The 21,783-nt window shown below is 64.4% G+C and carries 21 protein-coding genes; 20 read left to right on the forward strand and 1 reads right to left on the reverse strand.

The features are described 5' to 3' along the window. Positions 1 to 42 precede the first annotated feature (42 nt). The 8 genes from ACREXZ_RS18930 to ACREXZ_RS18965 all read left to right on the forward strand — a co-directional run bounded on the left by ACREXZ_RS18930 (position 43) and on the right by ACREXZ_RS18965 (position 7,182). A complete protein-coding gene (locus ACREXZ_RS18930) occupies positions 43 to 873 on the forward strand; it encodes a 3',5'-nucleoside bisphosphate phosphatase (protein ID WP_431765646.1) in 831 nt (276 codons plus the stop codon). A gap of 82 nt (positions 874 to 955) precedes the next feature. Continuing rightward, on the forward strand, positions 956 to 1,591 hold the full coding sequence (locus tag ACREXZ_RS18935; RefSeq protein ID WP_431765647.1) for an L-threonylcarbamoyladenylate synthase: 636 nt from the start codon (positions 956 to 958) through the stop codon (positions 1,589 to 1,591). Positions 1,592 to 1,671: 80 nt separating this feature from the next. Next, entirely contained in the window at positions 1,672 to 2,337 is a 666-nt protein-coding gene (locus ACREXZ_RS18940; RefSeq protein ID WP_431765648.1) for a site-2 protease family protein, read from the forward strand. Between the two features lie 4 nt (positions 2,338 to 2,341). Beyond that, on the forward strand, positions 2,342 to 3,544 hold the full coding sequence (locus tag ACREXZ_RS18945; RefSeq protein WP_431765649.1) for a tryptophan--tRNA ligase: 1,203 nt from the start codon (positions 2,342 to 2,344) through the stop codon (positions 3,542 to 3,544). 21 nt (positions 3,545 to 3,565) lie between these two features. Next, the gene (locus ACREXZ_RS18950; protein WP_431765650.1) at positions 3,566 to 4,171 is read left to right on the forward strand and encodes a class I SAM-dependent methyltransferase; all 606 of its coding nucleotides are present in this window, start codon (positions 3,566 to 3,568) and stop codon (positions 4,169 to 4,171) included. A 45-nt stretch (positions 4,172 to 4,216) separates the two neighbouring features. Further along, a complete protein-coding gene (dapA, locus tag ACREXZ_RS18955; protein WP_431765651.1) occupies positions 4,217 to 5,137 on the forward strand; it encodes a 4-hydroxy-tetrahydrodipicolinate synthase in 921 nt (306 codons plus the stop codon). 123 nt (positions 5,138 to 5,260) lie between these two features. Further along, positions 5,261 to 6,400 (forward strand): outer membrane protein assembly factor BamC, encoded by a 1,140-nt coding sequence (gene bamC / locus ACREXZ_RS18960; RefSeq protein ID WP_431765652.1) that lies wholly within the window; start codon positions 5,261 to 5,263, stop codon positions 6,398 to 6,400. Positions 6,401 to 6,408: 8 nt separating this feature from the next. After that, on the forward strand, positions 6,409 to 7,182 hold the full coding sequence (locus tag ACREXZ_RS18965) for an MBL fold metallo-hydrolase (RefSeq protein ID WP_431765653.1): 774 nt from the start codon (positions 6,409 to 6,411) through the stop codon (positions 7,180 to 7,182). A gap of 147 nt (positions 7,183 to 7,329) precedes the next feature. Here ACREXZ_RS18965 and ACREXZ_RS18970 read toward each other — a convergent pair whose 3' ends face one another. Beyond that, positions 7,330 to 8,025, reverse strand: coding sequence for a Bax inhibitor-1/YccA family protein (locus tag ACREXZ_RS18970; RefSeq protein ID WP_431765654.1), 696 nt, complete (start codon positions 8,023 to 8,025; stop codon positions 7,330 to 7,332). A gap of 289 nt (positions 8,026 to 8,314) precedes the next feature. Here ACREXZ_RS18970 and ndk point away from each other — a divergent pair, with 289 nt between their 5' ends. The 12 genes from ndk to hflC all read left to right on the forward strand — a co-directional run bounded on the left by ndk (position 8,315) and on the right by hflC (position 21,751). Then, positions 8,315 to 8,740: a nucleoside-diphosphate kinase gene (ndk, locus tag ACREXZ_RS18975; RefSeq protein ID WP_431765655.1), complete on the forward strand. Its 426-nt coding sequence runs from the start codon at positions 8,315 to 8,317 to the stop codon at positions 8,738 to 8,740. Between the two features lie 109 nt (positions 8,741 to 8,849). Continuing rightward, positions 8,850 to 9,998 carry a 23S rRNA (adenine(2503)-C(2))-methyltransferase RlmN gene (gene rlmN, locus ACREXZ_RS18980; protein ID WP_431765656.1) on the forward strand — a complete coding sequence of 383 codons (1,149 nt, stop codon included), beginning with the start codon at positions 8,850 to 8,852 and terminating at the stop codon, positions 9,996 to 9,998. Between the two features lie 217 nt (positions 9,999 to 10,215). Further along, complete coding sequence (locus ACREXZ_RS18985) at positions 10,216 to 11,325, forward strand: helix-turn-helix domain-containing protein (protein ID WP_431765657.1); 1,110 nt, start codon at positions 10,216 to 10,218, stop codon at positions 11,323 to 11,325. Between the two features lie 98 nt (positions 11,326 to 11,423). After that, entirely contained in the window at positions 11,424 to 12,725 is a 1,302-nt protein-coding gene (ispG, locus tag ACREXZ_RS18990) for a flavodoxin-dependent (E)-4-hydroxy-3-methylbut-2-enyl-diphosphate synthase (RefSeq protein ID WP_431765658.1), read from the forward strand. Between the two features lie 21 nt (positions 12,726 to 12,746). Next, positions 12,747 to 14,087, forward strand: coding sequence for a histidine--tRNA ligase (hisS, locus tag ACREXZ_RS18995; protein WP_431765659.1), 1,341 nt, complete (start codon positions 12,747 to 12,749; stop codon positions 14,085 to 14,087). A 64-nt stretch (positions 14,088 to 14,151) separates the two neighbouring features. Continuing rightward, positions 14,152 to 14,781: a YfgM family protein gene (locus tag ACREXZ_RS19000; protein WP_431765660.1), complete on the forward strand. Its 630-nt coding sequence runs from the start codon at positions 14,152 to 14,154 to the stop codon at positions 14,779 to 14,781. A gap of 59 nt (positions 14,782 to 14,840) precedes the next feature. Next, entirely contained in the window at positions 14,841 to 15,986 is a 1,146-nt protein-coding gene (gene bamB / locus ACREXZ_RS19005; protein ID WP_431765661.1) for an outer membrane protein assembly factor BamB, read from the forward strand. Positions 15,987 to 16,421: 435 nt separating this feature from the next. After that, positions 16,422 to 17,759, forward strand: a complete 1,338-nt coding sequence (der, locus tag ACREXZ_RS19010) for a ribosome biogenesis GTPase Der (RefSeq protein WP_431765662.1) — start codon at positions 16,422 to 16,424, stop codon at positions 17,757 to 17,759. 153 nt (positions 17,760 to 17,912) lie between these two features. Continuing rightward, on the forward strand, positions 17,913 to 18,152 hold the full coding sequence (gene hfq, locus ACREXZ_RS19015; protein ID WP_431765663.1) for an RNA chaperone Hfq: 240 nt from the start codon (positions 17,913 to 17,915) through the stop codon (positions 18,150 to 18,152). Between the two features lie 72 nt (positions 18,153 to 18,224). Continuing rightward, a complete protein-coding gene (hflX, locus tag ACREXZ_RS19020) occupies positions 18,225 to 19,400 on the forward strand; it encodes a GTPase HflX (RefSeq protein ID WP_431765768.1) in 1,176 nt (391 codons plus the stop codon). A 49-nt stretch (positions 19,401 to 19,449) separates the two neighbouring features. Further along, positions 19,450 to 20,838 carry an FtsH protease activity modulator HflK gene (gene hflK / locus ACREXZ_RS19025; protein ID WP_431765664.1) on the forward strand — a complete coding sequence of 463 codons (1,389 nt, stop codon included), beginning with the start codon at positions 19,450 to 19,452 and terminating at the stop codon, positions 20,836 to 20,838. A gap of 10 nt (positions 20,839 to 20,848) precedes the next feature. After that, complete coding sequence (gene hflC / locus ACREXZ_RS19030) at positions 20,849 to 21,751, forward strand: protease modulator HflC (protein ID WP_431765665.1); 903 nt, start codon at positions 20,849 to 20,851, stop codon at positions 21,749 to 21,751. Positions 21,752 to 21,783 lie beyond the last annotated feature (32 nt).

Consider the following 21,783-nt stretch of genomic DNA (forward strand, 5'->3'; position numbering starts at 1 on the left):
TACTGCATTGCAGTAAAATGGAGTGAATTTCCTCACGCACCCATGAACGCCGATCTCCACTGTCACTCCACCGTTTCCGACGGCCATTTCGCGCCGGTCGACGTCGCGCGTCGCGCGCACGCCGGCGGCGTGACGCTGTGGGCATTGACGGATCACGACGAGCTGGGCGGTCAGCGGGAAGCACGCGAAGCGGCCGAGGCGCTCGGCATGGACTATCTCAGCGGCGTCGAGATTTCGGTGACGTGGGCCTCGCGAACCGTGCACGTGGTTGGATTGCACGTCGATCCCGAGTGCGCGGCGCTCGTCGACGGTCTCGCGCGTACCCGCGACGGACGTGCGGCGCGCGGTGAAGCGATCGGCGAGCAGCTGGCCACGCTCGGCATCCCGGACGCGTACGAAGGCGCGCTGAAATACGTGTCGAACCCGGACATGATGTCGCGGACCCATTTCGCGCGTTTCATGGTGGACCAGGGCTACGCGCAGTCGACCCAGGACGCGTTCACCCGTTATCTGGGCGACGGCAAACCGTGCTGCGTCCCGCATCGCTGGGCGAAGCTCGCGGATGCGGTCAAATGGATTCAGATTGCGGGCGGCGAGGCGGTGATCGCGCATCCGGGCCGTTACGCGTACACGCCGCTGGAATTCGATGCGCTGTTCGGCGAGTTCATCGATCTCGGCGGCAAGGCGATCGAAGTCGTCACTGGCAGCCATACGCCGGACCAGTATCGCGAATATGCGGACGTGGCGCGCCGCTTCGGTTTCGAAGCGTCGCGCGGATCCGATTTTCATGCACCGGGCGAGGGCCGCGTCGACCTCGGCAGCCTGCCGCCGCTTCCCGCCGATCTCAAGCCCGTCTGGGAACGCTGGCTGTGATGCCGCGCGGTGCCGCCACGGCACACAGCAGGCATCCGGCGAAGCAGGCCATAGTCGCGTCCCACTTCATTCTCTGATAGACATGTCGCAACTTTTTCGGCTTCATCCGGACAATCCGCAGCCGCGTCTGATCAAGCAGGCGGTGCAGATCATCAACGACGGCGGTGTCGTCGCGCTGCCGACCGATTCGAGCTATGCGCTCGCGTGCCATCTCGACGACAAGCAGGCGGTCGAACGGCTACGGCGGATTCGCGGACTCGACGAGCGTCAGTTGCTGTCGCTGCTCGTGCGCGATCTGTCGGAGCTTTCCAATTTCGCGATGGTCGACAACCGCCAGTACCGGCTGATCAAATCGGTAACGCCGGGCCCGTACGTATTCGTGCTGCAGGCCACCAAGGAAGTGCCGCGCCGGCTGTCGCACCCGTCGCGCAAAACCATTGGGCTGCGCGTTCCCGATCACGCGATTACGCTCGCGATTCTCGAGGAACTCGGTCAGCCTCTGCTCGGCTCGACGCTGATCCTGCCCGGCGAAACAGAACCGCTGAACGACCCTGACGACATCCGCGCGCGTCTCGAAAAGCAGATCGATCTCGTGATCGACGGCGGCGCCTGTCCGTGCGAGCCGTCTACTGTCATCGACCTGAGCGGCGAGGAGCCGGTGCTGGTGCGTGCGGGGCGCGGCAGTCTCGCGCCGTTCGGGCTCGAGCAGCCGGCATGAGCGGCGCAGCGGGGTGCCGCCAACACATCGTAAAAGAAAGCGGCCGGCCGTATGCGGCCGCGTTGCTACAATAGCGCGCTATGGATTCTTCCCTGATACAAACTATCGTTGTCTACGCGCTGCCGGTGATCTTCGCGATCACGCTTCATGAGGCAGCCCACGGTTACGTCGCGCGCATGCTCGGCGACAACACGGCCTACGTGCTCGGTCGCGTGTCGTTCAACCCGATGCGGCACATCGATCCGCTCGGCACGATCGCGATCCCGCTGCTGTTGTACTTCGCGACGAGCGGCGCGTTCATGTTCGGCTACGCGAAGCCGGTGCCGGTCGCGTTCGGCAACCTGCGCAATCCCCGTTGGGGCAGTCTGTGGGTCGCGCTCGCGGGACCCGCGTGCAATTTCATCCAGGCGCTCATATGGGGCGTGCTGAGCGTCGGGCTCGCGGTGGCCGGCGTCGACGAGCCGTTCTTTACGCGGATGGCTGCGGCCGGCGTCGGCGTGAACCTCGTGCTCGGTGTGCTGAACCTGTTTCCGCTGCCGCCGCTCGACGGCGGCCGCATACTCGCCGCGCTGCTGCCGACGCGGCAGTCCATCGCGCTGTCGCGCATCGAGCCCTACGGCTTCTTCATCGTGATGGCGCTCGTGATGACGGGCACGCTGACGCGGTACTGGTTGCGGCCGCTCGTCAGCATCGGTTACGAAGCGGTGACCATCATCCTGTCTCCTCTCGTTTCGCTATTCTCATAAAACCATGTTCCCAGACCGTATCTTCTCCGGCATGCGGCCCACCGGGTCGCTGCACCTCGGCCACTATCACGGCGTGCTGAAAAACTGGGTGCGGCTGCAGTCCGAATACCCGTGCTTCTTTTGCGTCGTCGACTGGCATGCGCTGACGACGCACTACGAAACCCCCGAGGTGATCGAAAAGAACGTCTGGGAAGTGCTGATCGACTGGCTTGCGTCCGGCATCGACCCGGCGCAGGCGACGCTGTTCATCCAGAGTCGTGTGCCCGAGCACGCGGAGCTGTCGCTGCTGCTCGGCATGAGCACGCCGCTCGGCTGGCTCGAACGCGTGCCGACGTACAAGGAGCAGATGGAGAAGCTGAAGGACAAGGACCTGTCCACCTACGGCTTTCTCGGTTATCCGGTGCTGATGGCGGCGGACATCCTGCTGTATCGCGCGTCGCTCGTGCCGGTCGGCGAAGACCAGGTGCCGCACGTCGAGATGACGCGCGAGATTGCGCGCCGCTTCAACTACATGTACGGCCGGGAGCCGGAATTCGAGGCGAAGGCGCTCGAGGCCGCGAAGAAGCTCGGCGGCAAGCGCTCGAAGCTGTATCACGAGCTGCGCAACGCGTACCAGCAGGAAGGCGACGACGAGGCGCTCGAGCAGGCGCGCGCGATGCTGCAGGAGTCGCAGAGCCTGTCGCTGAACGACCGCGAGCGGCTGTTCGGCTATCTCGAAGGCGCGCGCAAGATCATCCTGCCCGAACCGCAGGCGCGGCTGACCGCAGCGTCGCGGATGCCGGGGCTCGACGGGCAGAAGATGTCGAAGTCGTACGGCAACACGATCGGCCTGCGTGAGGATGCCGAAACGATCGCGAAGAAGGTCCGCACGATGCCGACCGACCCGGCCCGCGTGCGCCGTACCGATCCGGGCGATCCGGACAAGTGCCCGGTGTGGCAGCTGCATCAGGTCTACACCGATGAAGCCACGCACGAATGGGTGCAGAAGGGTTGCCGGACGGCGGGCATCGGTTGTCTCGACTGCAAGCAGCCGGTGATCGAAGGCATCCTGCGCGAACAGCAGCCGATGCTCGAGCGTGCGCAGAAGTACATGGACGATCCGTCGCTGCTGCGCGCGATCGTCGCGGACGGCTGCGACAAGGCTCGCCGCTTCGCGGTGGAGACGATGCGCGACGTGCGCGAGGCGATGGGTCTCGCGTACAACTGATCGTCCGCGCGCATTTACCGTATGAGCAGGCCGACTTCCGCTGCTCCCGTGACCGGCGAGCCGTCGCGCTGGGTGCGTCGCTGGACGCATCTGGTCGCGCCGGGCGGCGCGGTGCTCGACGTCGCGTGCGGCAGCGGACGTCACACGCGCTGGTTTGCGGCGCACGGGCATCCGGTGACGGCGATCGATCGCGATACCGATGCGCTGGTGGAACTGCGCAGCGAGCCGCTCGTCAAACCGCTCGCCGCCGACCTCGAAACCGCCGGCTGGCCGCTGCCCGACGACACGCGCTTTGCCGCGGTGGTCGTCACGAACTATCTGCATCGACCGCTGTTTCCGGCACTGCTGTCGGCGCTCGCGCCCGGCGGCGTGCTGATCTACGAGACTTTCGCGCAGGGCAACGAGACCGTCGGCAAACCGTCGCGGCCCGATTTCCTGCTCGCACCGGGCGAACTGCTCGATGTGGTTCGCGGAAGGCTGCGAGTGGTGGCCTTTCAGGACGGCTTTCTGGCGCAGCCCCGGGCGGCGTTCGTACAGCGGATCTGTGCCGTGTCGGAGGCGTCCGATGGCCGCCCGGCGGGGCAGGAGAAACCCGGACCCCCTCCGCGTTACGACCTCGCGGGCTAATCCGCTACAATCGCGATTTACCGATTCCCTTCATCACGGCGTTTCATGACTAACGGTACACACGGCACCCGCAGCAACGACGGCATCTGGATTCGCGGCAGCATTCCCGCAATCGTCACGCCCATGCTCGAAGATGGCAGTCTCGATCTGGCGGCGTTCCGCAAACTGATCGACTGGCATATCGCAGAGGGCACGAACGGGCTCGTCGTTGTGGGCACGAGCGGCGAGTCGGCGACGCTGTCGGTCGAAGAGCACGTGCTGATGATCAAGACCGCGGTCGAGCACACAGCGGGCCGGATTCCGGTGATCGCCGGCTCGGGCGGCAACTCCACAGCCGAGGCGATCGAGCTGACCGAGCAGGCGAAGCGTGCCGGCGCCGATGCGACCCTGCAGGTCGTGCCGTACTACAACAAACCCACCCAGGAAGGTATCTACCGGCATTTTGCGAAGATCGCGGAAACCGTCGATCTGCCGGTGATCCTGTACAACGTGCCGGGCCGTACGGTCGCGGATATGTCGAACGAAACGATCCTGCGCGTCGCTGGCGTGCCGGGCGTGATCGGCGTCAAGGAAGCGACCGGCAACATCGATCGCGCGGCGCACCTGATCAAGTCGGCACCCGCGCATTTCGGCATTTACAGCGGCGACGATCCGACTGCGATCGCGCTAATGCTGCTGGGTGGCCACGGCAATATTTCCGTGACCGCGAACGTCGCGCCACGGGCGATGAGCGAGCTGTGCAAGGCCGCGCTCGCCGCCGACGCGAAAACGGCAAGAGCGATTCACCTGAAATTGCTGTCGCTGCACAAGAACCTCTTCATCGAATCGAACCCGATTCCCGCGAAGTGGGCGCTGCAACAGCTGGGCCGCATTCAGGGCGGCATCCGCTTGCCGTTGACGCCGCTCGATGCGCGCTACCACGACGTGGTGCGCGCCGCGCTGCGTGAAGCGGACCTGACAGGCTGAAGCGGTATCGGCCCGGTCGCCCGACCGGGCCGGACCGTCACAGATATTCCCTTAACCGACGTCGATCCCGCCACGTTCCAGGCCCAGAACCAGGCACCGCGTTCCAGCTTCACGAAGGACCTCATGAAACGTTCCGCACTTTCCCTCCACGCAACCCGCATGGCGGCGCTGGCGCTTGTTCTCGGCACGCTCGCCGGTTGCGATACGCTGAACGACTGGTTCGCTTCCGACCGCGTCAACTACCGGACGACGAGCAGCGCGCCGCCGCTCGCGGTGCCGAGCGACCTGACCTCCGCGCAGATCGATCAGCGCTACGCCGCGCCGCCAGCTGACAAGGCGTTCGGCGGTGCTCCGCAGCGCGCCGTGACGGTAGCCGGTAACAAGACTGAAGGCGTGCCGAATACGCAGGACCCGTTCGGCATGCACGTCGAGCGCGATGGCGATCATCGCTGGCTTGTCGTCGACGGCCGCACGCCGGATCAACTGTGGCCGCAGCTGCAGGAGTTCTGGACCGAAAACGGTTTTGCGCTGAAGACCGACACGCCCGCGACCGGCATCATGGCAACCGACTGGGCCGAAAACCGCGCGAACATTCCGGACGACTGGTTCCGCCGCACGATCGGCAAGGTGATCGATATGGCGTACTCGTCGGGCACTCGGGACAGGTTCCGCACGCTCGTGTCGCGTGACCAGAACGGCGCGACCGATATCTCGATCACGCACAGCGCGCTGGAAGAAATGCTGACCGGGCAGGACAAGACGTCGTCGCGCTGGGTCGAACGGCCGCGCGATCCCGCGCTCGAAGCAGTATTCCTCGCGAAGCTGATGCAGCGATTCGGCCTGACCGACGCGCAGTCGAAGCAACTGCTGACCGACGCGCGTCCGTCCACGGCGCCTGCCCAGCTCGATACGTCGAACGGCGCAGCGATGCTCGATCTGCAGGAATCGTTCGACCGTGCGTGGCTGCGTGTGGGTCTGGCACTCGATCGGACCAACTTCACGGTCGATAACCGCGACCGCGAGAAAGGCATCTACTACGTGCGCTACGCGGACTCGATGGAGGAGCTGAAGCGCGACGGACTGTTCGGCAAGCTGTTCTACAGCAACAGCAGTGCGAAGAAGCCAGGCCAGGAATTCATGGTGAACGTGCGGCCGCATGGCGATGCGAGTACCCAGGTCGCCGTGGTCGATTCGAACGGGCAGGTCGATACGTCGTCGGACGCGCAGCGCATTGTGTCGTTGCTGCATGCGCAACTGAACTAGGCGGGACCATGCGCTTCGCGAGCCTCGGCAGCGGCAGCGAGGGCAACGCGCTGCTCGTCGAGGCGCGCAGCGGCACGACGACCACCCGGGTGCTGCTCGACTGCGGGTTCTCGGCCAAAGAGGTCGAGCGGCGGCTGATGCGCGTCGGCGCGGATGTCGAGGCGCTCGACGCGATCCTGATCACGCACGAACACAGCGACCATATCGGCAGCGCGCTGACGCTGGCCCGCAAATGGTCGATCCCGTTGTACATGAGCTGGGGCACCGCGCGCGCGGTCGGAGCGGACGAGCCGGACATCGATCTGCATGTGTTGTGGAGCGACGAGACGGTCGCGATCGGCGACGTGTCGGTGCTGCCTTACACCGTGCCGCACGATGCCCGCGAGCCGTTGCAGTTCGTGCTATCGGATGGTGCCGCGCGGCTCGGCGTGCTCACCGACGTCGGCACGTCGACACCGCACATCAGCGAGGTGCTGAGCGGCTGCGACGCACTGGTACTCGAATGCAATCACGACTTGCGGATGCTGGCGGCGAGCCGCTACCCGCCGTCGCTGAAAGCGCGGATCGGCGGTGCGCATGGGCACCTGAACAACGACGACGCGGCCGGCATCCTGGCTTCGCTCGATCGTTCGCGGCTGCGGTACCTGGTGGCGGCGCATCTGAGCCAGCAGAACAACCTGCCGGAACTGGCGCAGGCGGCGATGGCCGCGGTGCTTGGCGGGGCGAGCGAAGACGTGATCGTCGCGTCGCAGGAAGAGGGGTTCGCGTGGCTGAGCCTGTGAGGGCTTTGACGTGATGCCGTGACGGAGTTGCCCGATGCAGTCCGGACAAAGCGCGGCTACCAATAGAAAACGCCCATGACGAACTTCGCCATGGGCGTTTTGCTGTGCCACCGGCTGTCAGTCAGGCAGCCGGGCGGCGTGTGTCGCCTAGTTGCGGTTGCCGCCGAAGATACCCAGCAGCGCCAGCAGGTTCACGAACACGTTGTACAGATCCAGGTAGATCGCCAGCGTCGCGGTGATGTAGTTCGTCTCGCCGCCGTTCACGACGCGCTGCACGTCGAACAGCATGTACGCCGAGAAGATCACGATGGCGAGCACCGACACCGTGAGCATCAGCGCCGGCAGATGCAGGAACATGTTTGCGACCATCGCCAGCAGCAGCACGATCACGCCCACGAACAGCCACTTGCCGAGACCGGAGAAGTCGCGCTTGCTGACCGTGGCGATCGTCGCCATCGCGGCGAAGATCACACCGGTGCCACCGAACGCGAGCATGATCAGCGACGGACCGTTCGAAAAGCCGAGGATGAAGCTCAGCATGCGCGACAGCATCAGGCCCATGAAGAACGTGAAGCCGAGCAGCACGAACACGCCGATTGAGCTGTCCTTGGTACGCTGGATCGCGAACATGAAGCCGAAAGCGATCGCGAAGAACGCCAGCATGCTCATGGCCGGGCTGGTGGCGGCGAACAGCGAGAACCCGGTTGCGATACCCACCCACGCGCCGAGCACCGTCGGCACCATCGACAGCGCGAGCAGCCAATAGGTATTGCGCAGTACGCGGTTACGGGTTTCGGCCGTGGTGACGGTACCGCCGCGGCCAAAGTTGTAGGACTCGTTCATGGTTTCTCCTTGCGCCGAGCGCAGTGTGTGCGTAGTGGTGGTGCCCGCCGTCTGCCGGTTCGGCCCGGCTTGCCCACCCTACGCGTGAAAACTACATCCTTAAGATTAACCGTGTCTTAAGGAGTTGCAATGTCTGCCGGACGGGTTGTGCCAGGTGCGCGTGCGACACCGGAGCAACTGCCTCTTAGAGGCTTTCTGATTGTAAGGGTTCAATCGCAATCATACATCGGAACATGCTACAATAGCGGATTCATTTGAATCTGTAACCTCTTAATTTTCTGGAGTTTTTATGGCGCTCGAACGCACTTTGTCGATTATCAAGCCGGACGCAGTGGCAAAGAACGTGATCGGCCAGATTTACAGCCGTTTCGAAAACGCTGGCCTGAAGATCATTGCCGCCCGTATGGTGCATCTGTCGCGCGCCGACGCGGAAAAATTCTATGCAGTTCACGCGGAACGCCCGTTCTTCAAGGACCTCGTCGAATTCATGATCTCCGGCCCGGTGATGGTGCAGGCGCTGGAAGGCTCGGACGCGATCCTGAAGAATCGCGAACTGATGGGTGCAACCGATCCGAAGAAGGCCGAGAAAGGCACGATTCGCGCGGATTTCGCCGACAGCATCGACGCGAACGCGGTGCACGGCTCGGACGCCGCCGAAACGGCGCGTAACGAGATCGCGTTCTTCTTCCCGGAAGTCAACGTTTACTCGCGCTGATCGACGGGCAAAGTAGTAAGGTAAAGCAGGAACGGGCGCGAACGGCTGGAACGTTCATGCAGCGTGTTTTGCATGAACGTGGTCTCGCACTGAAATGGCAGGATTCGATATGACGAGCACAACCGTCAACCTTCTCGATCTCGACGCTCAGGGGCTTGTCGCCTATTGCGACAGCCTCGGCGAAAAGCCGTTTCGCGCCAAGCAGTTGCAACGCTGGATTCACCAGTACAACGCGGCAGATTTCGATGGCATGACCGATCTCGCGAAATCCCTGCGCGAAAAGCTGAAAGGGCGCGCGACCCTCGCGATGCCCGATATCGTCAGCGACCATATCTCCACCGACGGCACGCGTAAGTGGCTCGTCGACGTCGGCAACGGCAATGCCGTTGAAACCGTCTTTATTCCCGAAGAAACCCGCGGCACGCTGTGCGTGTCGTCGCAGGCCGGCTGCGCGGTGAACTGCCGCTTCTGCTCGACCGGCAAACAGGGTTTTTCGCGCAATCTCTCCACCGGCGAAATCATCGGCCAGTTGCGTATGGCCGAGTTCGCGCTGCGCGCGGCGCGCGGCACGGCAGGCGGCCGTGCGACGGGCGGCGACGGCAAGGGCGAGCGCGCCGTGACCAACGTCGTGATGATGGGCATGGGCGAGCCGCTGCTGAACTACGACGCGGTCGTGCCGGCCATGCGTCTGATGCTCGACGACAACGCGTACGGGCTGTCGCGCCGACGCGTGACGCTGTCCACGTCGGGCGTGGTGCCGATGATGGACCGGCTCGGCGCCGATCTGCCGGTGGCGCTCGCGGTTTCGCTGCACGCGCCGACTGACCATCTGCGCGACATGCTCGTTCCGTTGAACAAGAAGTATCCGTTGCGCGAGCTGATGGCGGCGTGCGAGCGGTATCTTCGGGTCGCACCGCGCGACTTCATCACGTTCGAATATTGCATGCTCGACAACGTGAACGATAGCGAAGCGCAGGCGCGCGAACTGCTGGCGGTGACGCGCGACATACCGTGCAAATTCAATCTGATTCCGTTCAATCCGTTCCCTGAGTCCGGGCTTTTTCGCTCGAAGCCGGAACAGATCAAGCGGTTCGCGCAGGTGCTGATCGACGCGGGCGTCGTGACGACCGTGCGCAAGACACGTGGCGACGACATCGATGCTGCCTGCGGTCAGCTTGCCGGTGCGGTCCAGGACCGTACACGGCTCGCCGAACGCACCGGGAAGGCGGCGAGGGTCATCGAGGTCCGCGCGGTGTAATTGCTGTAACAGCAGCGGCAAGCGCCGCTGTGAGGTGTAAATCCGGTCCGGTTCCGGCGTTGCCGGCAGGGCTGGTTGAACGAAAGTTTGCAGAATCGATCGGAAGCGGCACAGGGCCGCGCATTTTGTTATAAACGGTCTGCGAATCCGGTTTTGGGGCGGGGGTGTCCCGAAGGATCGCACGAGTGAAAAAAGAATCGACGCGAAAGGACTTGGGATGAGTGAGCCGCAGCACCCGCACCCGCAGCCGCAGGACACCGAGATGAACGCAAGCCGCCCAACGCCGGCCGCGGTGCCGCCGGTAGGCTTGGCTGGGCTGGATTCCCTCGCGGGGGTGGGCGCCCGTCTGGCGCAACTGCGCGAGTCGAAGGGCTTGTCGATCGACGACGTGTCGTCGCGCCTCAAAGTAGCCGCGCCCAAGTTGCGGGCGCTCGAAGCGGGCGACATCAGTCATCTGCCGGACACGACTTTCGCGCTCGGCGTCGTGCGCAGTTACGCACGGATGCTCGGCGCCGATCCTGCACCTTTTACGCAGGCGTTGCGTCGCGAGAAAGGTGTGCCGCAGCCGGATCTGTCGATGCCCGCGTCGTCGGGGCGCGATCTGCCACGTGGCAAGGTATCGCTGTCGCTCGGTGGGGCGCCGCGGCGCCGGTCGTGGCTGTGGGGTATCGCGGCGATCGTCGTCGCAGTCATCGCGCTGGCGATGTGGCACACGAACAGCGGTGAGTCGTCCGCATGGCTCGCGCGTCTGAAGGCGAGCGCGAACGGCACGGCAGGGGCGGGTACACCGGCCGATGCATCCGCGACGGTCGCGCAGGGCCAGACGACACCGGCCGCCGACGACTCGGCCAGCGCGCCGGACGCGCAGACGGCTTCGGCTGCTGCCGCCGATACGACCGCGGCGGCGTCCGGTGGAACGCCGATGCCGGCACCGCTGTCTACCGCAGCGGCACCGGCGTCGGTACCGGCTGCGACAGCCGCGCCCGCACCGCAGGCGCAGAATGCCGCGAGTGCACCGGCAGTGGTCACAACGGCACAAGGAACAACACAGGCAGCATCGGCGGTCGTCGCGCAGGACGGCGAGGCGATCGTCGCGATGCGCGTGACCCAGGACAGCTGGTTCAGCGTGCGCCAGAAGGACGGCAAGGAGCTTTTCTCCGGGCTCGTCCACTCCGGCGAGACGAAGGAAGTCACCGGCGCGGCGCCGTTCAGGATTACGGTGGGCAACAAGGCAGGGCTCGAGTCGCTGACGCTTGATGGCCAGCCGGTTGATCCCGCCAAGTATTCGTCGGCCCGAGGCAACGTCGCGCGTTTCGCGTTGCCTTGATTCAGTAACGACGCGTCGCGGCGAAAGGCCTGCGGCGCTCCCTGGTCGGGTGGCGCCCATGTGCGCGGACGCCCGGCCGATTTTTTGCGGATTTTTCGATGCATTCCGATCCCTTGCCCTCCAGCAGCCAGATCAGTTCGTCCGAGCCCGTTTTCGGCGGCCACGCGCCGCGTCGCAAGTCGCATGCGGTCGACGTGCGCTGGGGCGGCCAGCTCGTGACGATCGGCGGCGACGCGCCGGTGCGCGTGCAGTCGATGACCAACACCGACACGGCGGATCCGATCGGCACCGCGATCCAGATCAAGGAACTGGCGCAGGCCGGCTCCGAACTCGTGCGGATCACGGTCAACACGCCGGAAGCCGCGGCGGCCGTGCCGGCGGTGCGCGAGCAGCTCGACCGGATGGGCGTGATGGTGCCGCTCGTCGGCGATTTCCACTACAACGGTCACCTGCTGCTGCGCGACTATCCGGACTGCGCGGAAGCGCTGTCGAAGTACCGGATCAATCCGGGCAACGTCGGTCATGGCGCGAAACGCGACACGCAGTTCGCGCAGATGATCGAAGCGGCAGTCCGTTACGACAAGCCCGTGCGGATCGGCGTGAACTGGGGCAGTCTTGACCAGGACCTGCTCGCGAAGATGATGGACGAGAACGCCGCGCGCGCCGAACCGTGGGAAGCGCAAAGCGTGATGTACGAAGCGCTGATCCAGTCGGCGATCGGCTCGGCGGAGCGCGCGGTCGAACTCGGCCTCGGGCGCAACAAGATCATCCTGTCGTGCAAGGTGAGCGGTGTGCAGGATCTGATCGCCGTCTATCGCGAGCTTGCGAGGCGCTGTGAATTCGCGCTGCACCTCGGGCTGACCGAGGCGGGCATGGGTTCGAAGGGCATCGTCGCATCGACGGCCGCGCTGTCGGTGCTGTTGCAGCAGGGTATCGGCGACACGATCCGGATTTCGCTGACGCCGGAACCGGGCGGCCCGCGGACCGGCGAAGTAATCGTCGGCCAGGAAATCCTGCAGACGATGGGCCTGCGCTCGTTCACGCCAATGGTGATCGCGTGTCCGGGTTGCGGGCGGACCACCAGCACGCTGTTCCAGGAACTCGCGTCGCAGATCCAGACGTATCTGCGCACGCAGATGCCGGTGTGGCGCGACCAGTTCCCCGGCGTCGAGAAGATGCACGTCGCGGTGATGGGCTGCATCGTCAACGGGCCGGGCGAATCGAAGCAGGCGAACATCGGCATCAGCCTGCCGGGTTCCGGCGAGAATCCTGCTGCGCCGGTGTTCATCGACGGCGAGAAGGTGAAGACGCTGCGCGGCGAGCGCATCGCCGAAGAATTCCAGCAAATCGTGAGCGATTACGTCGAGCGCACCTACGGTCGCGCAACGGCGCTCAACTAAATATTCGTCGATCGAAGACAGATGACTGAACAGAAGAAGAAGCTCGAAAAGCTGTCCGCCGTGAAGGGCATGAACGATATCCTTCCGCAGGAAGCCGGGCTGTGGGAGTTTTTTGAATCGACCGTGAAGTCGATGCTCCGTTCGTACGGATACCAGAACATCCGCACGCCGATCGTCGAACACACGCAGCTGTTCACGCGGGGCATCGGCGAGGTGACGGACATCGTCGAGAAAGAGATGTACAGCTTTACCGACGCGCTGAACGGCGAGAATCTCACGATGCGCCCCGAGAATACCGCGGCCGTCGTGCGCGCGACGATCGAGCACAACCTGCTGTACGACGGCCCGAAGCGTCTGTGGTACATCGGTCCGATGTTTCGCCACGAGCGTCCGCAGCGTGGGCGCTATCGCCAGTTTCATCAGGTCGGCGTCGAGGCGCTCGGCTTTGCAGGCCCGGACACCGATGCCGAAATCATCCTGATGTGCCAGCGCCTGTGGGACGATCTCGGGCTGTCGGGCATCCGTCTCGAGATCAACTCGCTGGGGCTCGCGGATGAGCGCGCCGCACATCGCGTCGAACTGATCGCGTACCTCGAAAAGCATGTCGACGCGCTCGACGAAGAAGCGAAGCGCCGCCTGTACACGAACCCGTTGCGCGTGCTGGACACGAAGAATCCCGCGCTGCAGGAGATCGCGCAGAACGCGCCGAAGCTGATCGATTTTCTCGGCGACGAATCGCGCGCGCACTTCGACGGACTACAGCGTCTGCTGAAGGCGAACAACATTCCGTTCAGGATCAATCCGCGCCTCGTGCGCGGGCTCGACTACTACAACCTGACCGTGTTCGAGTGGGTGACCGACAAGCTCGGCGCGCAGGGTACGGTGGCCGCAGGCGGCCGCTACGATCCGCTGATCGAGCAACTGGGCGGCAAGCCGACGGCCGCGTGTGGCTGGGCGATGGGTGTCGAGCGGATTCTCGAACTGCTGAAGGAAGAGAACCTCGTACCGGAGTCCGAAGGCTGCGACGTGTACGTCGTCCACCAGGGCGACGCGGCACGCGAACAGGCGTTCATCGTCGCCGAGCGGCTGCGCGACACCGGGCTCGACGTGATCCTGCATTGCAGCCCCGACGGCCAGGCCGCAAGCTTCAAGTCGCAGATGAAGCGCGCCGACGCAAGCGGCGCGGCGTTCGCGGTGATCCTCGGCGACGACGAGATCGCGAACGGCACGGTCGGGGTCAAACCGCTGCGCGATGCCGCTGAAAATAACGGTAAGAGTGAACAACAGAACGTCGCGGCTGAAGACTTGACCGAATTTCTAATCAATGCGATGGTTGCAACCGCCGAAGACGGCGAGGACTGATCGCGGCGGCATTATTTACGCGGCCCGGCACGGACAGATATAAGGAAGAAGGAATCGCCTCGCGATGAGTTATCACGACGAACAAGAATCACTCGAGAGCCTGAAGGCATGGTGGACGCAGTGGGGCAATGCGACCACGTGGATCGTGCTGGTAGTGCTCGTTGCCGCAGCCGGCTGGAACGGCTGGAATTTCTGGCAGCGGCGCCAGGCAGCCGAAGCTGCAGTGCTGTACGACCAGGTGCAGCAGGCGGTCGCATCGAACGACAAGGCGAAGGTTTCGCGCGTCACCGCTGATATGGAAGACAAGTTCAGCAGCACCGCGTACGCGCAGATGACCGCGCTCGCCGCCGCGAAGTCGCTTTACGCGGCCGGCGACGAACCGGCGGCGAAGGCTCAGCTGCAATGGGCTGCCGATCACGCGAAGGACGATGAATTCCGGCAGATCGCGAAGCTGCGCCTCGCGTCGCTGCTACTCGACGAAAAAGCGTACGACGCCGGGCTTGCGCTGCTCGCGCAACCGCAGTCGGATGCATTCAAGGGCGTCGTCGCCAACGGCCGTGGCGATCTGCTCGCGGCTCAAGGCAAGCGCGACGACGCGCGCACCGCGTACAAGCTCGCGCTCGACACGCTGCCGAAGGCCGACTCGTCGGCTCGCCAGCTGATCCAGTTCAAGCTGGACGCACTGGGCGGCTGAGCGCTGCGTAGCGCGGCGCCTTCCCACCGATCAACCTCTCACCCATGCTTCGCTCACCGATGAATCTGCTGAAACGTTACGCTGTGCCCGTTGCCTGTGCGATGACCGTGCTCACCCTGGCGGCTTGCTCATCCACGAAAGACGAGCGCCGCGTGCCGACGCCGCTCACCGAGTTCAAACCCGTGCTCGAGGTTCAGCAGACGTGGAAGTCGAGTGTCGGCAAGGCCGGCCGCTACCTGTTCTCGCCGGTCGCCGTCGGCGACGTGGTGTATGCGGCAGGGACCAACGGCTCCGTCGCGAAGATCGACGCGAAGACCGGCAAAGACATCTGGCGCACGAAGGTTGGCAGCGACCTGTCGGCGGGGGTCGGCAGCGACGGCACGCTGACTGCGGTCGGCGCGCTGAAGGGCGGCGTCTACGTGCTCGGACCGGACGGCAAGGTGCTGTGGAAGGGCACCGTGCAGGGCGAAATCATTTCGCCGCCGCTCGTCGGCAACGGCCTCGTGATCGTGCGCACGATCGACGGCCAGATCGCCGCGTTCAATGCGCAGACCGGCGAGCAGAAGTGGGTCTACCGGAATCGCGCGGTGCCGCTGAACCTGCGGGTGTCGTCGGGCATGACGTTCGCCGGCGACGCCGCGGTGCTGGCCGGTTTCCCTGGCGGTGCGTTCGCCGCGATCAGCCTGCAGAGCGGCGATGCGTTCTGGCAGACGCCGGTGTCGTACCCGAAGGGCGTGACTGAAGTCGAGCGGATCAACGACGTGACCGGCCCGCCGACGCTGCTTGGTGCGCAGGCGTGTGCGGTGACGTTCCAGGGGCAGCTCGGCTGCTTCGATGCGAACTCGGGGCGTGCGGTGTGGGAGAAGCCGTTCTCGAGCACGAGCGGCCTCGCGCAGGACGATCGCGCGGTGGTCGGCGGCGACGACTGGTCGATCGTGTCTGCATTCGACGCGACCAACGGCAGCCTGCTGTGGCATAACGACAAGCTGAAGAACCGCGACGTCGGCATTCCGTACCTGCTCGGTCGCGCGGTCGTGGTGGGCGACTACGAGGGTTACGTACATTTCCTGTCGCGCGACGATGGCACGTTCATCGCGCGCATGAAGACCGATGGCAGCGCGATCACCGCCGCGCCGGTGCTGGCCGGCGACACGCTGGTCGTGCAGACGCACGACGGCGATCTGTACGGATTCCGTCCACGCTGATCGCAACGCGTCGCGGCAGGACCATGCGGGCCGGCTGCAACGCCGGCCGCGCGTTTTTTCAGGGCGGTGCGATAGCCTGAGCGGTCCGATGAGGGCCGTGGCCGCCTGGCCGGATGGTGTGGCCTGTGTGCCGTAACCATCCGCTTCGTCCCGTGCGAAGACATGGCTTGTGAACAGGCCCGCCCAGGCAGGTAACCTGCACTGGAAGCCGGATGTAGTGTCTGGCCGGCGTCTGTCGAGCGCCCGCGCGATCAGACATAGCCAGGCGCAATCGGGCGCAATCGGGCGCAAACCGACGCAAGCAGACTCTCCGCCTGTCCGGCCGCGGCTGGATTCGTGATAATTTTCGTCAGATGCCGCCGCGAACCGGCTGCCTGATGCCGTTCGTGGCGCCGCGGTTTTCCGCACGCCGCGCTTCACCGTGAACAACATTAGATGAAACCCGTAATTGCCCTCGTCGGGCGCCCCAATGTGGGGAAATCCACGCTGTTCAACCGTCTCACGCGTTCGCGCGACGCACTCGTCGCCGATCTGCCGGGGCTCACGCGCGATCGCCACTACGGCGAAGGGCGGGTCGGCGAGCGGCCGTATCTGGTGGTCGATACCGGTGGCTTCGAGCCGGTCGCGAAGGACGGCATCATGCACGAGATGGCGCGGCAGACGCGCCAGGCCGTCGAGGAGTCGGACATCGTCGTGTTCATCGTCGACGGCCGCAATGGGCTCGCGCCACAGGACAAGACGATCGCCGATTATCTGCGCAAGACCGGCCGGCCGATTTTCCTCGTCGTGAACAAGGCCGAGGGGATGAAGTACAGTGCGGTCGCCGCCGACTTCTATGAACTCGGCCTCGGCGATCCGCGCGCGATTTCGTCCGCGCACGGTGACGGCGTGACCGAGATGATCACCGAAGCGCTCGAAGTTGCGTACGCGGGACATCCGGAAGAAAGCGAAGAGGGCAAGGAAGCGCGCGGTGTGAAGATCGCGATCGTCGGGCGGCCGAACGTCGGCAAGTCGACGCTCGTGAATACGCTGATCGGCGAAGAGCGCGTCATCGCGTTCGACATGCCGGGCACGACGCGCGACTCGATCTATGTCGACTTCGAACGGCAGGGCAAGAAGTACACGCTGATCGATACAGCGGGTCTGCGTCGTCGCGGCAAGGTGTTCGAGGCGATCGAAAAATTCTCGGTCGTGAAGACGCTGCAGTCGATCTCCGATGCGAACGTCGTCATCCTGATGCTCGACGCGCGCCAGGACATCTCGGATCAGGATGCGCACATCGCCGGCTTCGTTGTCGAGCAGGGGCGCGCGCTCGTGGTCGGCGTGAACAAGTGGGACGGTCTCGACCCGCATGTGCGCGACCGCACGAAAGAGGATCTGCAGCGCAAGCTGAAATTCCTCGAGTTCGCTAAATTCCACTTCATTTCGGCCTCGGAAAAGACCGGCATCGGCCCATTGATGCGCTCGGTAGACGACGCGTATGCCGCCGCGATGGCGAAGCTGCCGACGCCGAAGCTGACGCGCGCGCTGATCGACGCGGTCGAATTCCAGCAGCCGCGCCGACGCGGTCCGGTGCGGCCGAAACTGCGCTACGCGCACCAGGGCGGCCAGAATCCGCCGATCATCGTGATCCACGGCAACGCACTCGACGCGATCACCGAAACCTACAAACGCTACCTCGAAAACCGCTTCCGGGAAACTTTCGCGCTGACCGGCACTCCATTGCGAATAGAGTTCCGTTCGTCGACGAACCCTTACGCGGACAAAGACTGAAGTTCAGGCTGAAACCCGCGTGTGCATTGGGTTTGGCCGGATGGCCGGCCCAGCGCGCAAAAATGAAAATCGGCTATAGTGTAGCGATTGACGGCGGATATCTTTTTCTTCGCCGACAATTCAGTCAACCTGCAAAAAAATACGGAGTTTGCTATGAGCAACAAAGGGCAATTGTTACAAGACCCGTTTTTGAACGCACTGCGTAAAGAGCATGTGCCGGTGTCGATCTACCTGGTCAACGGCATCAAGCTTCAAGGGAACATCGAATCGTTCGACCAGTACGTCGTGTTGCTCCGGAATACGGTGACCCAGATGGTGTACAAGCACGCCATTTCGACTGTGGTGCCCGCCCGTCCGGTGAATTTCCACCCGGATGCCGAAACACCGGCCTAACCTTCCATCGCGGCCGGCGCTGCGTCGCCCACTGGCGATTCTTGCCGGCCGCCTATTTTGACCACCACCAATTTGATCAACGCAGCGCTTGTCGGTATCGACTTCGGAAAGATCGATTTCGTAGCCAGTCTCGAAGAACTCAGCCTGCTCGCGCAAAGCGCGGGCGCTCATCCTGCCGTTACCCTCACCGGTCGCCGTTCCAGTCCCGATGCCGCGATGTTCGTCGGCAGCGGCAAGGCTGAAGAACTGCGGATCGCGTGCGAAGCGAACGACATCGAACTCGTCATCTTCAATCACGCACTCGCGCCCGCGCAGCAGCGCAATCTGGAGCGCGTGCTTAACAGGCGCGTGATCGATCGCACGAGTCTGATTCTCGACATCTTCGCGCAGCGCGCGCGCAGTCACGAAGGCAAGCTGCAGGTCGAGCTCGCACAACTGCAGTATCTCTCGACGCGGCTCATCCGCGCATGGACCCACCTTGAACGGCAGAAAGGCGGTATCGGTCTGCGCGGTCCTGGCGAAACGCAGCTGGAAACCGATCGCCGGTTGATCGGCGAGCGCATCAAGGCGTTGAAGATCCGGCTCGACAAGCTGCGTCGCCAGCACGGCACGCAACGGCGCGCGCGCGAGCGCAACCGCACGATGTCGGTATCGCTCGTCGGCTATACGAATGCCGGCAAGTCGACGCTGTTCAACGCGCTGACGAAAGCGCAGGCCTACGTGGCCGACCAGCTGTTCGCGACGCTCGATACGACCTCGCGTCGCGTGTACCTCGGCAATGAAGTGGGGCAGGTCGTGGTGTCCGACACGGTCGGCTTCATCCGCGAGCTGCCTCACCAGCTGGTCGCGGCGTTCCGCGCGACCCTCGAGGAAACGATTCACGCCGACCTGCTGCTGCACGTCGTCGATGCGTCGAGCGCGGTGCGGCTCGACCAGATCGACCAGGTCAACGACGTGCTGCACGACATCGGCGCGGACACGATCCGGCAGGTGCTGGTGTTCAACAAGATCGACGCGGTGCCTGAGCTGGCGGCCCGCGGCGACGCGGTTGAAAGGGATGAGTATGGTAATATTTCGCGCGTCTTTTTGAGCGCGCACACGGGGCTTGGACTGGACACATTGCGCGCGGCCATCGCTGAAATCGCTACTGCCGAACATCTTGCCGGCGGAGCTCCTCCACTGCCGGACGAGCCGCCATCTGTCGGGGCTCCACACGAGCATCGCAAGATCCCGGAACACGGGCGTTGACCCGTTCCAATTGCATTGACTGGCTGTCTATTCGGGTGAACGAACACAGGTGAACGATTACAACGAGCGGAGTATCTGGCTGCGTCTGCGCGGCATGTTGTCGCTGAACGACCCGCGATGGGGACGAGGCGATGGCAATGGCGACCGGCAGCGTCCGAACGAACCGCGTCGTCCGCAAAACGACAAGGACGGCGAAGGGCCGCCCGATCTCGACGAGATGTGGCGCGAGTTCAACCGTCGTCTGTCGAAGCTGTTTGGGCGCCGTGGGTCCGGTGGCGGCGATCGCCGTCCGGATAACGGCCGTGGTGCGCGGATCGGTGTCGGCATCGTGGTCGGCGTGCTGATCGCGATCTATCTCGGCAGCGGCGTGTTCGTCGTCCAGGACGGCGAGGCGGGTGTCGTGTCGCAGTTCGGCGAGTATCGCTATACCGCCGGGCAGGGCGTGCACTGGCGCATGCCGTACCCGTTCGAATCTCACGAGATGGTCAACGTCGGACAGATCCACTCGGTCGAGATCGGACGCAACAACGTCGTGCGTCTCGCGAACGTGAAAGATGCGTCGATGCTGACGCACGACGCCGATATCGTCGACGTGCGCTTCTCGGTGCAATACCAGGTGCGCAAGCCCACCGATTATCTGTTCCGCAGTGTCGATCCCGAACAGAGCGTGATCCAGGCCGGGCAGGCCGCGATACGTAGCATCGTCGGCTCGCGCAGTACCGACGACATCCTCTATCAGGATCGCGAAGCAATCGGTCTGCAACTGAGCGATGCGATCCAGCAATCGCTTGACGCCTGGCATACGGGCCTCGCAGTCACGGGCGTGACGATCCAGGGCGTGCAGGCACCGGAGCAGGTGCAGGCCGCCTTCGACGATGCGACTAAAGCGCATCAGGATCGCGAGCGTGCGAAGCGCGACGCGCAGGCCTATGCAAGCGAGCTGTTGCCGCGCGCGCAGGCGGACGCCGCCCGGATGATCGACGAAGCGAAGACCTACAGCGACCGCGTGGTGGCAGAGGCGCAAGGTGATGCCGCGCGCTTCAAGCAGGTCTACGCGCAGTATTCCAAAGCGCCCGCGGTGATTCGCGAGCGCATGTATCTGGACACGATGCAGCACATCTATTCGAATACGACGAAGGTGTTCGTCGACAGCAAGTCGAGCAGCAACGTGCTGTATCTGCCGCTCGACAAGCTCGTCGACCAGACCCGTCAGCGTGCCGCCGAAGCGGCTGCCGCGAGCGATGTCACGGGTGCCAATGCATCCGCATCGAACGCAGCCGCCGCAGCCGCAGCGATGGCCGCTACGAGCGGCGCTGCATCGGGTGTCGCCGCCGCGACCGCAGCCAATCCGGCGAGTCAGGCCGTGGCCGCGAGCGATCCGCTTCGTTCGCGCGAAGGTTTTCGCAGCCGCGGCCGCGAAGACGACACGCCGCAATAAGGAGCGCACCATGAATCGAATCATTGCGCTCGTCGTCGGCATCGTGGTCGTGCTGTTCGTCGCATCGTCGATGGTGTTCGTCGTCGACCAGCGCCACATGGCGGTGCTGTTGTCGCGCGACGGGGGCGAAGGCACGCTGGCCGGTCCCGGTCTGCACATCAAGCTGCCGGCGCCGCTGCAAACGCTGCGTCTCGTCGATACGCGGATCCAGACGTTCGACCCACCGGACGAAGACCGCTACCAGAGCGCCGACCAGTCCGACCTGCTCGTCAATCCGGTCATCAAGTATCGCGTGAGCGACCCGCTGAAGCTCGTCGCCGAAACCAAGGGCGATACGCAAAGCCTGCCCGACCGGCTCGCGCTGCTGTTGCGCAGCGCGCTCGGCGATGCGTTCGCGAAGTATCCGGTCGCCGACGCGCTCGCGAAGCAGCAGGCGATCGCCACCGAAGCGCGCGACGGCATGCAGAAGGCCGCGGCGTCGCTTGGCGTCGACGTGCTGGCCGTGCAACTCACACGTATCGATTTCCCCGCGGCCATGGCCGATTCGGTCTACAAGCGGATGATCGCGGGACGCGAACAGGCGGCTGCCCGCGAACGCGCGGAAGGCAAGTCGGAAGCGGACCAGATCAAGGCCGACGCGGACAGCAAGCAGCAGGCACTGATCGCCGATGCGTACCGTCAGGCGCAGACGATCAAGGGCGACGGCGACGGCAATGCAGCGTCGATTGCTGCCGATGCGTTCGGCCGCGACCCGCAGTTCTATGAGTTCTACCAGAGCATGCTGGCCTACCGGAATAGCTTCAAGCCGAACGACGTGATCGTCGTCGACCCGAGCAGCGAATTCTTCCGCTTCATGCGCAGTCCGTCCGGCGGCGCATCGCCGGATGCCGCTGCGGCGTCACGCAAACACTGATTACCGGAGCGCCGCGGCACACGCATCGCGGC

This window comes from Paraburkholderia sp. (assembly GCF_050742655.1).
GTDB lineage: Bacteria > Pseudomonadota > Gammaproteobacteria > Burkholderiales > Burkholderiaceae > Paraburkholderia.

What these genes read in the sequence shown, in the direction of transcription:
- ACREXZ_RS18930 (WP_431765646.1), top strand. Translation starts at nt 43, where the DNA reads ATGAACGCCGATCTCCACTGTCACTCCACCGTTTCCGACGGCCATTTC.
- ACREXZ_RS18935 (WP_431765647.1), top strand. Translation starts at nt 956, where the DNA reads ATGTCGCAACTTTTTCGGCTTCATCCGGACAATCCGCAGCCGCGTCTG.
- ACREXZ_RS18940 (WP_431765648.1), top strand. Translation starts at nt 1,672, where the DNA reads ATGGATTCTTCCCTGATACAAACTATCGTTGTCTACGCGCTGCCGGTG.
- ACREXZ_RS18945 (WP_431765649.1), top strand. Translation starts at nt 2,342, where the DNA reads ATGTTCCCAGACCGTATCTTCTCCGGCATGCGGCCCACCGGGTCGCTG.
- ACREXZ_RS18950 (WP_431765650.1), top strand. Translation starts at nt 3,566, where the DNA reads ATGAGCAGGCCGACTTCCGCTGCTCCCGTGACCGGCGAGCCGTCGCGC.
- dapA (WP_431765651.1), top strand. Translation starts at nt 4,217, where the DNA reads ATGACTAACGGTACACACGGCACCCGCAGCAACGACGGCATCTGGATT.
- bamC (WP_431765652.1), top strand. Translation starts at nt 5,261, where the DNA reads ATGAAACGTTCCGCACTTTCCCTCCACGCAACCCGCATGGCGGCGCTG.
- ACREXZ_RS18965 (WP_431765653.1), top strand. Translation starts at nt 6,409, where the DNA reads ATGCGCTTCGCGAGCCTCGGCAGCGGCAGCGAGGGCAACGCGCTGCTC.
- ACREXZ_RS18970 (WP_431765654.1), bottom strand. Translation starts at nt 8,025, where the DNA reads ATGAACGAGTCCTACAACTTTGGCCGCGGCGGTACCGTCACCACGGCC.
- ndk (WP_431765655.1), top strand. Translation starts at nt 8,315, where the DNA reads ATGGCGCTCGAACGCACTTTGTCGATTATCAAGCCGGACGCAGTGGCA.
- rlmN (WP_431765656.1), top strand. Translation starts at nt 8,850, where the DNA reads ATGACGAGCACAACCGTCAACCTTCTCGATCTCGACGCTCAGGGGCTT.
- ACREXZ_RS18985 (WP_431765657.1), top strand. Translation starts at nt 10,216, where the DNA reads ATGAGTGAGCCGCAGCACCCGCACCCGCAGCCGCAGGACACCGAGATG.
- ispG (WP_431765658.1), top strand. Translation starts at nt 11,424, where the DNA reads ATGCATTCCGATCCCTTGCCCTCCAGCAGCCAGATCAGTTCGTCCGAG.
- hisS (WP_431765659.1), top strand. Translation starts at nt 12,747, where the DNA reads ATGACTGAACAGAAGAAGAAGCTCGAAAAGCTGTCCGCCGTGAAGGGC.
- ACREXZ_RS19000 (WP_431765660.1), top strand. Translation starts at nt 14,152, where the DNA reads ATGAGTTATCACGACGAACAAGAATCACTCGAGAGCCTGAAGGCATGG.
- bamB (WP_431765661.1), top strand. Translation starts at nt 14,841, where the DNA reads ATGAATCTGCTGAAACGTTACGCTGTGCCCGTTGCCTGTGCGATGACC.
- der (WP_431765662.1), top strand. Translation starts at nt 16,422, where the DNA reads ATGAAACCCGTAATTGCCCTCGTCGGGCGCCCCAATGTGGGGAAATCC.
- hfq (WP_431765663.1), top strand. Translation starts at nt 17,913, where the DNA reads ATGAGCAACAAAGGGCAATTGTTACAAGACCCGTTTTTGAACGCACTG.
- hflC (WP_431765665.1), top strand. Translation starts at nt 20,849, where the DNA reads ATGAATCGAATCATTGCGCTCGTCGTCGGCATCGTGGTCGTGCTGTTC.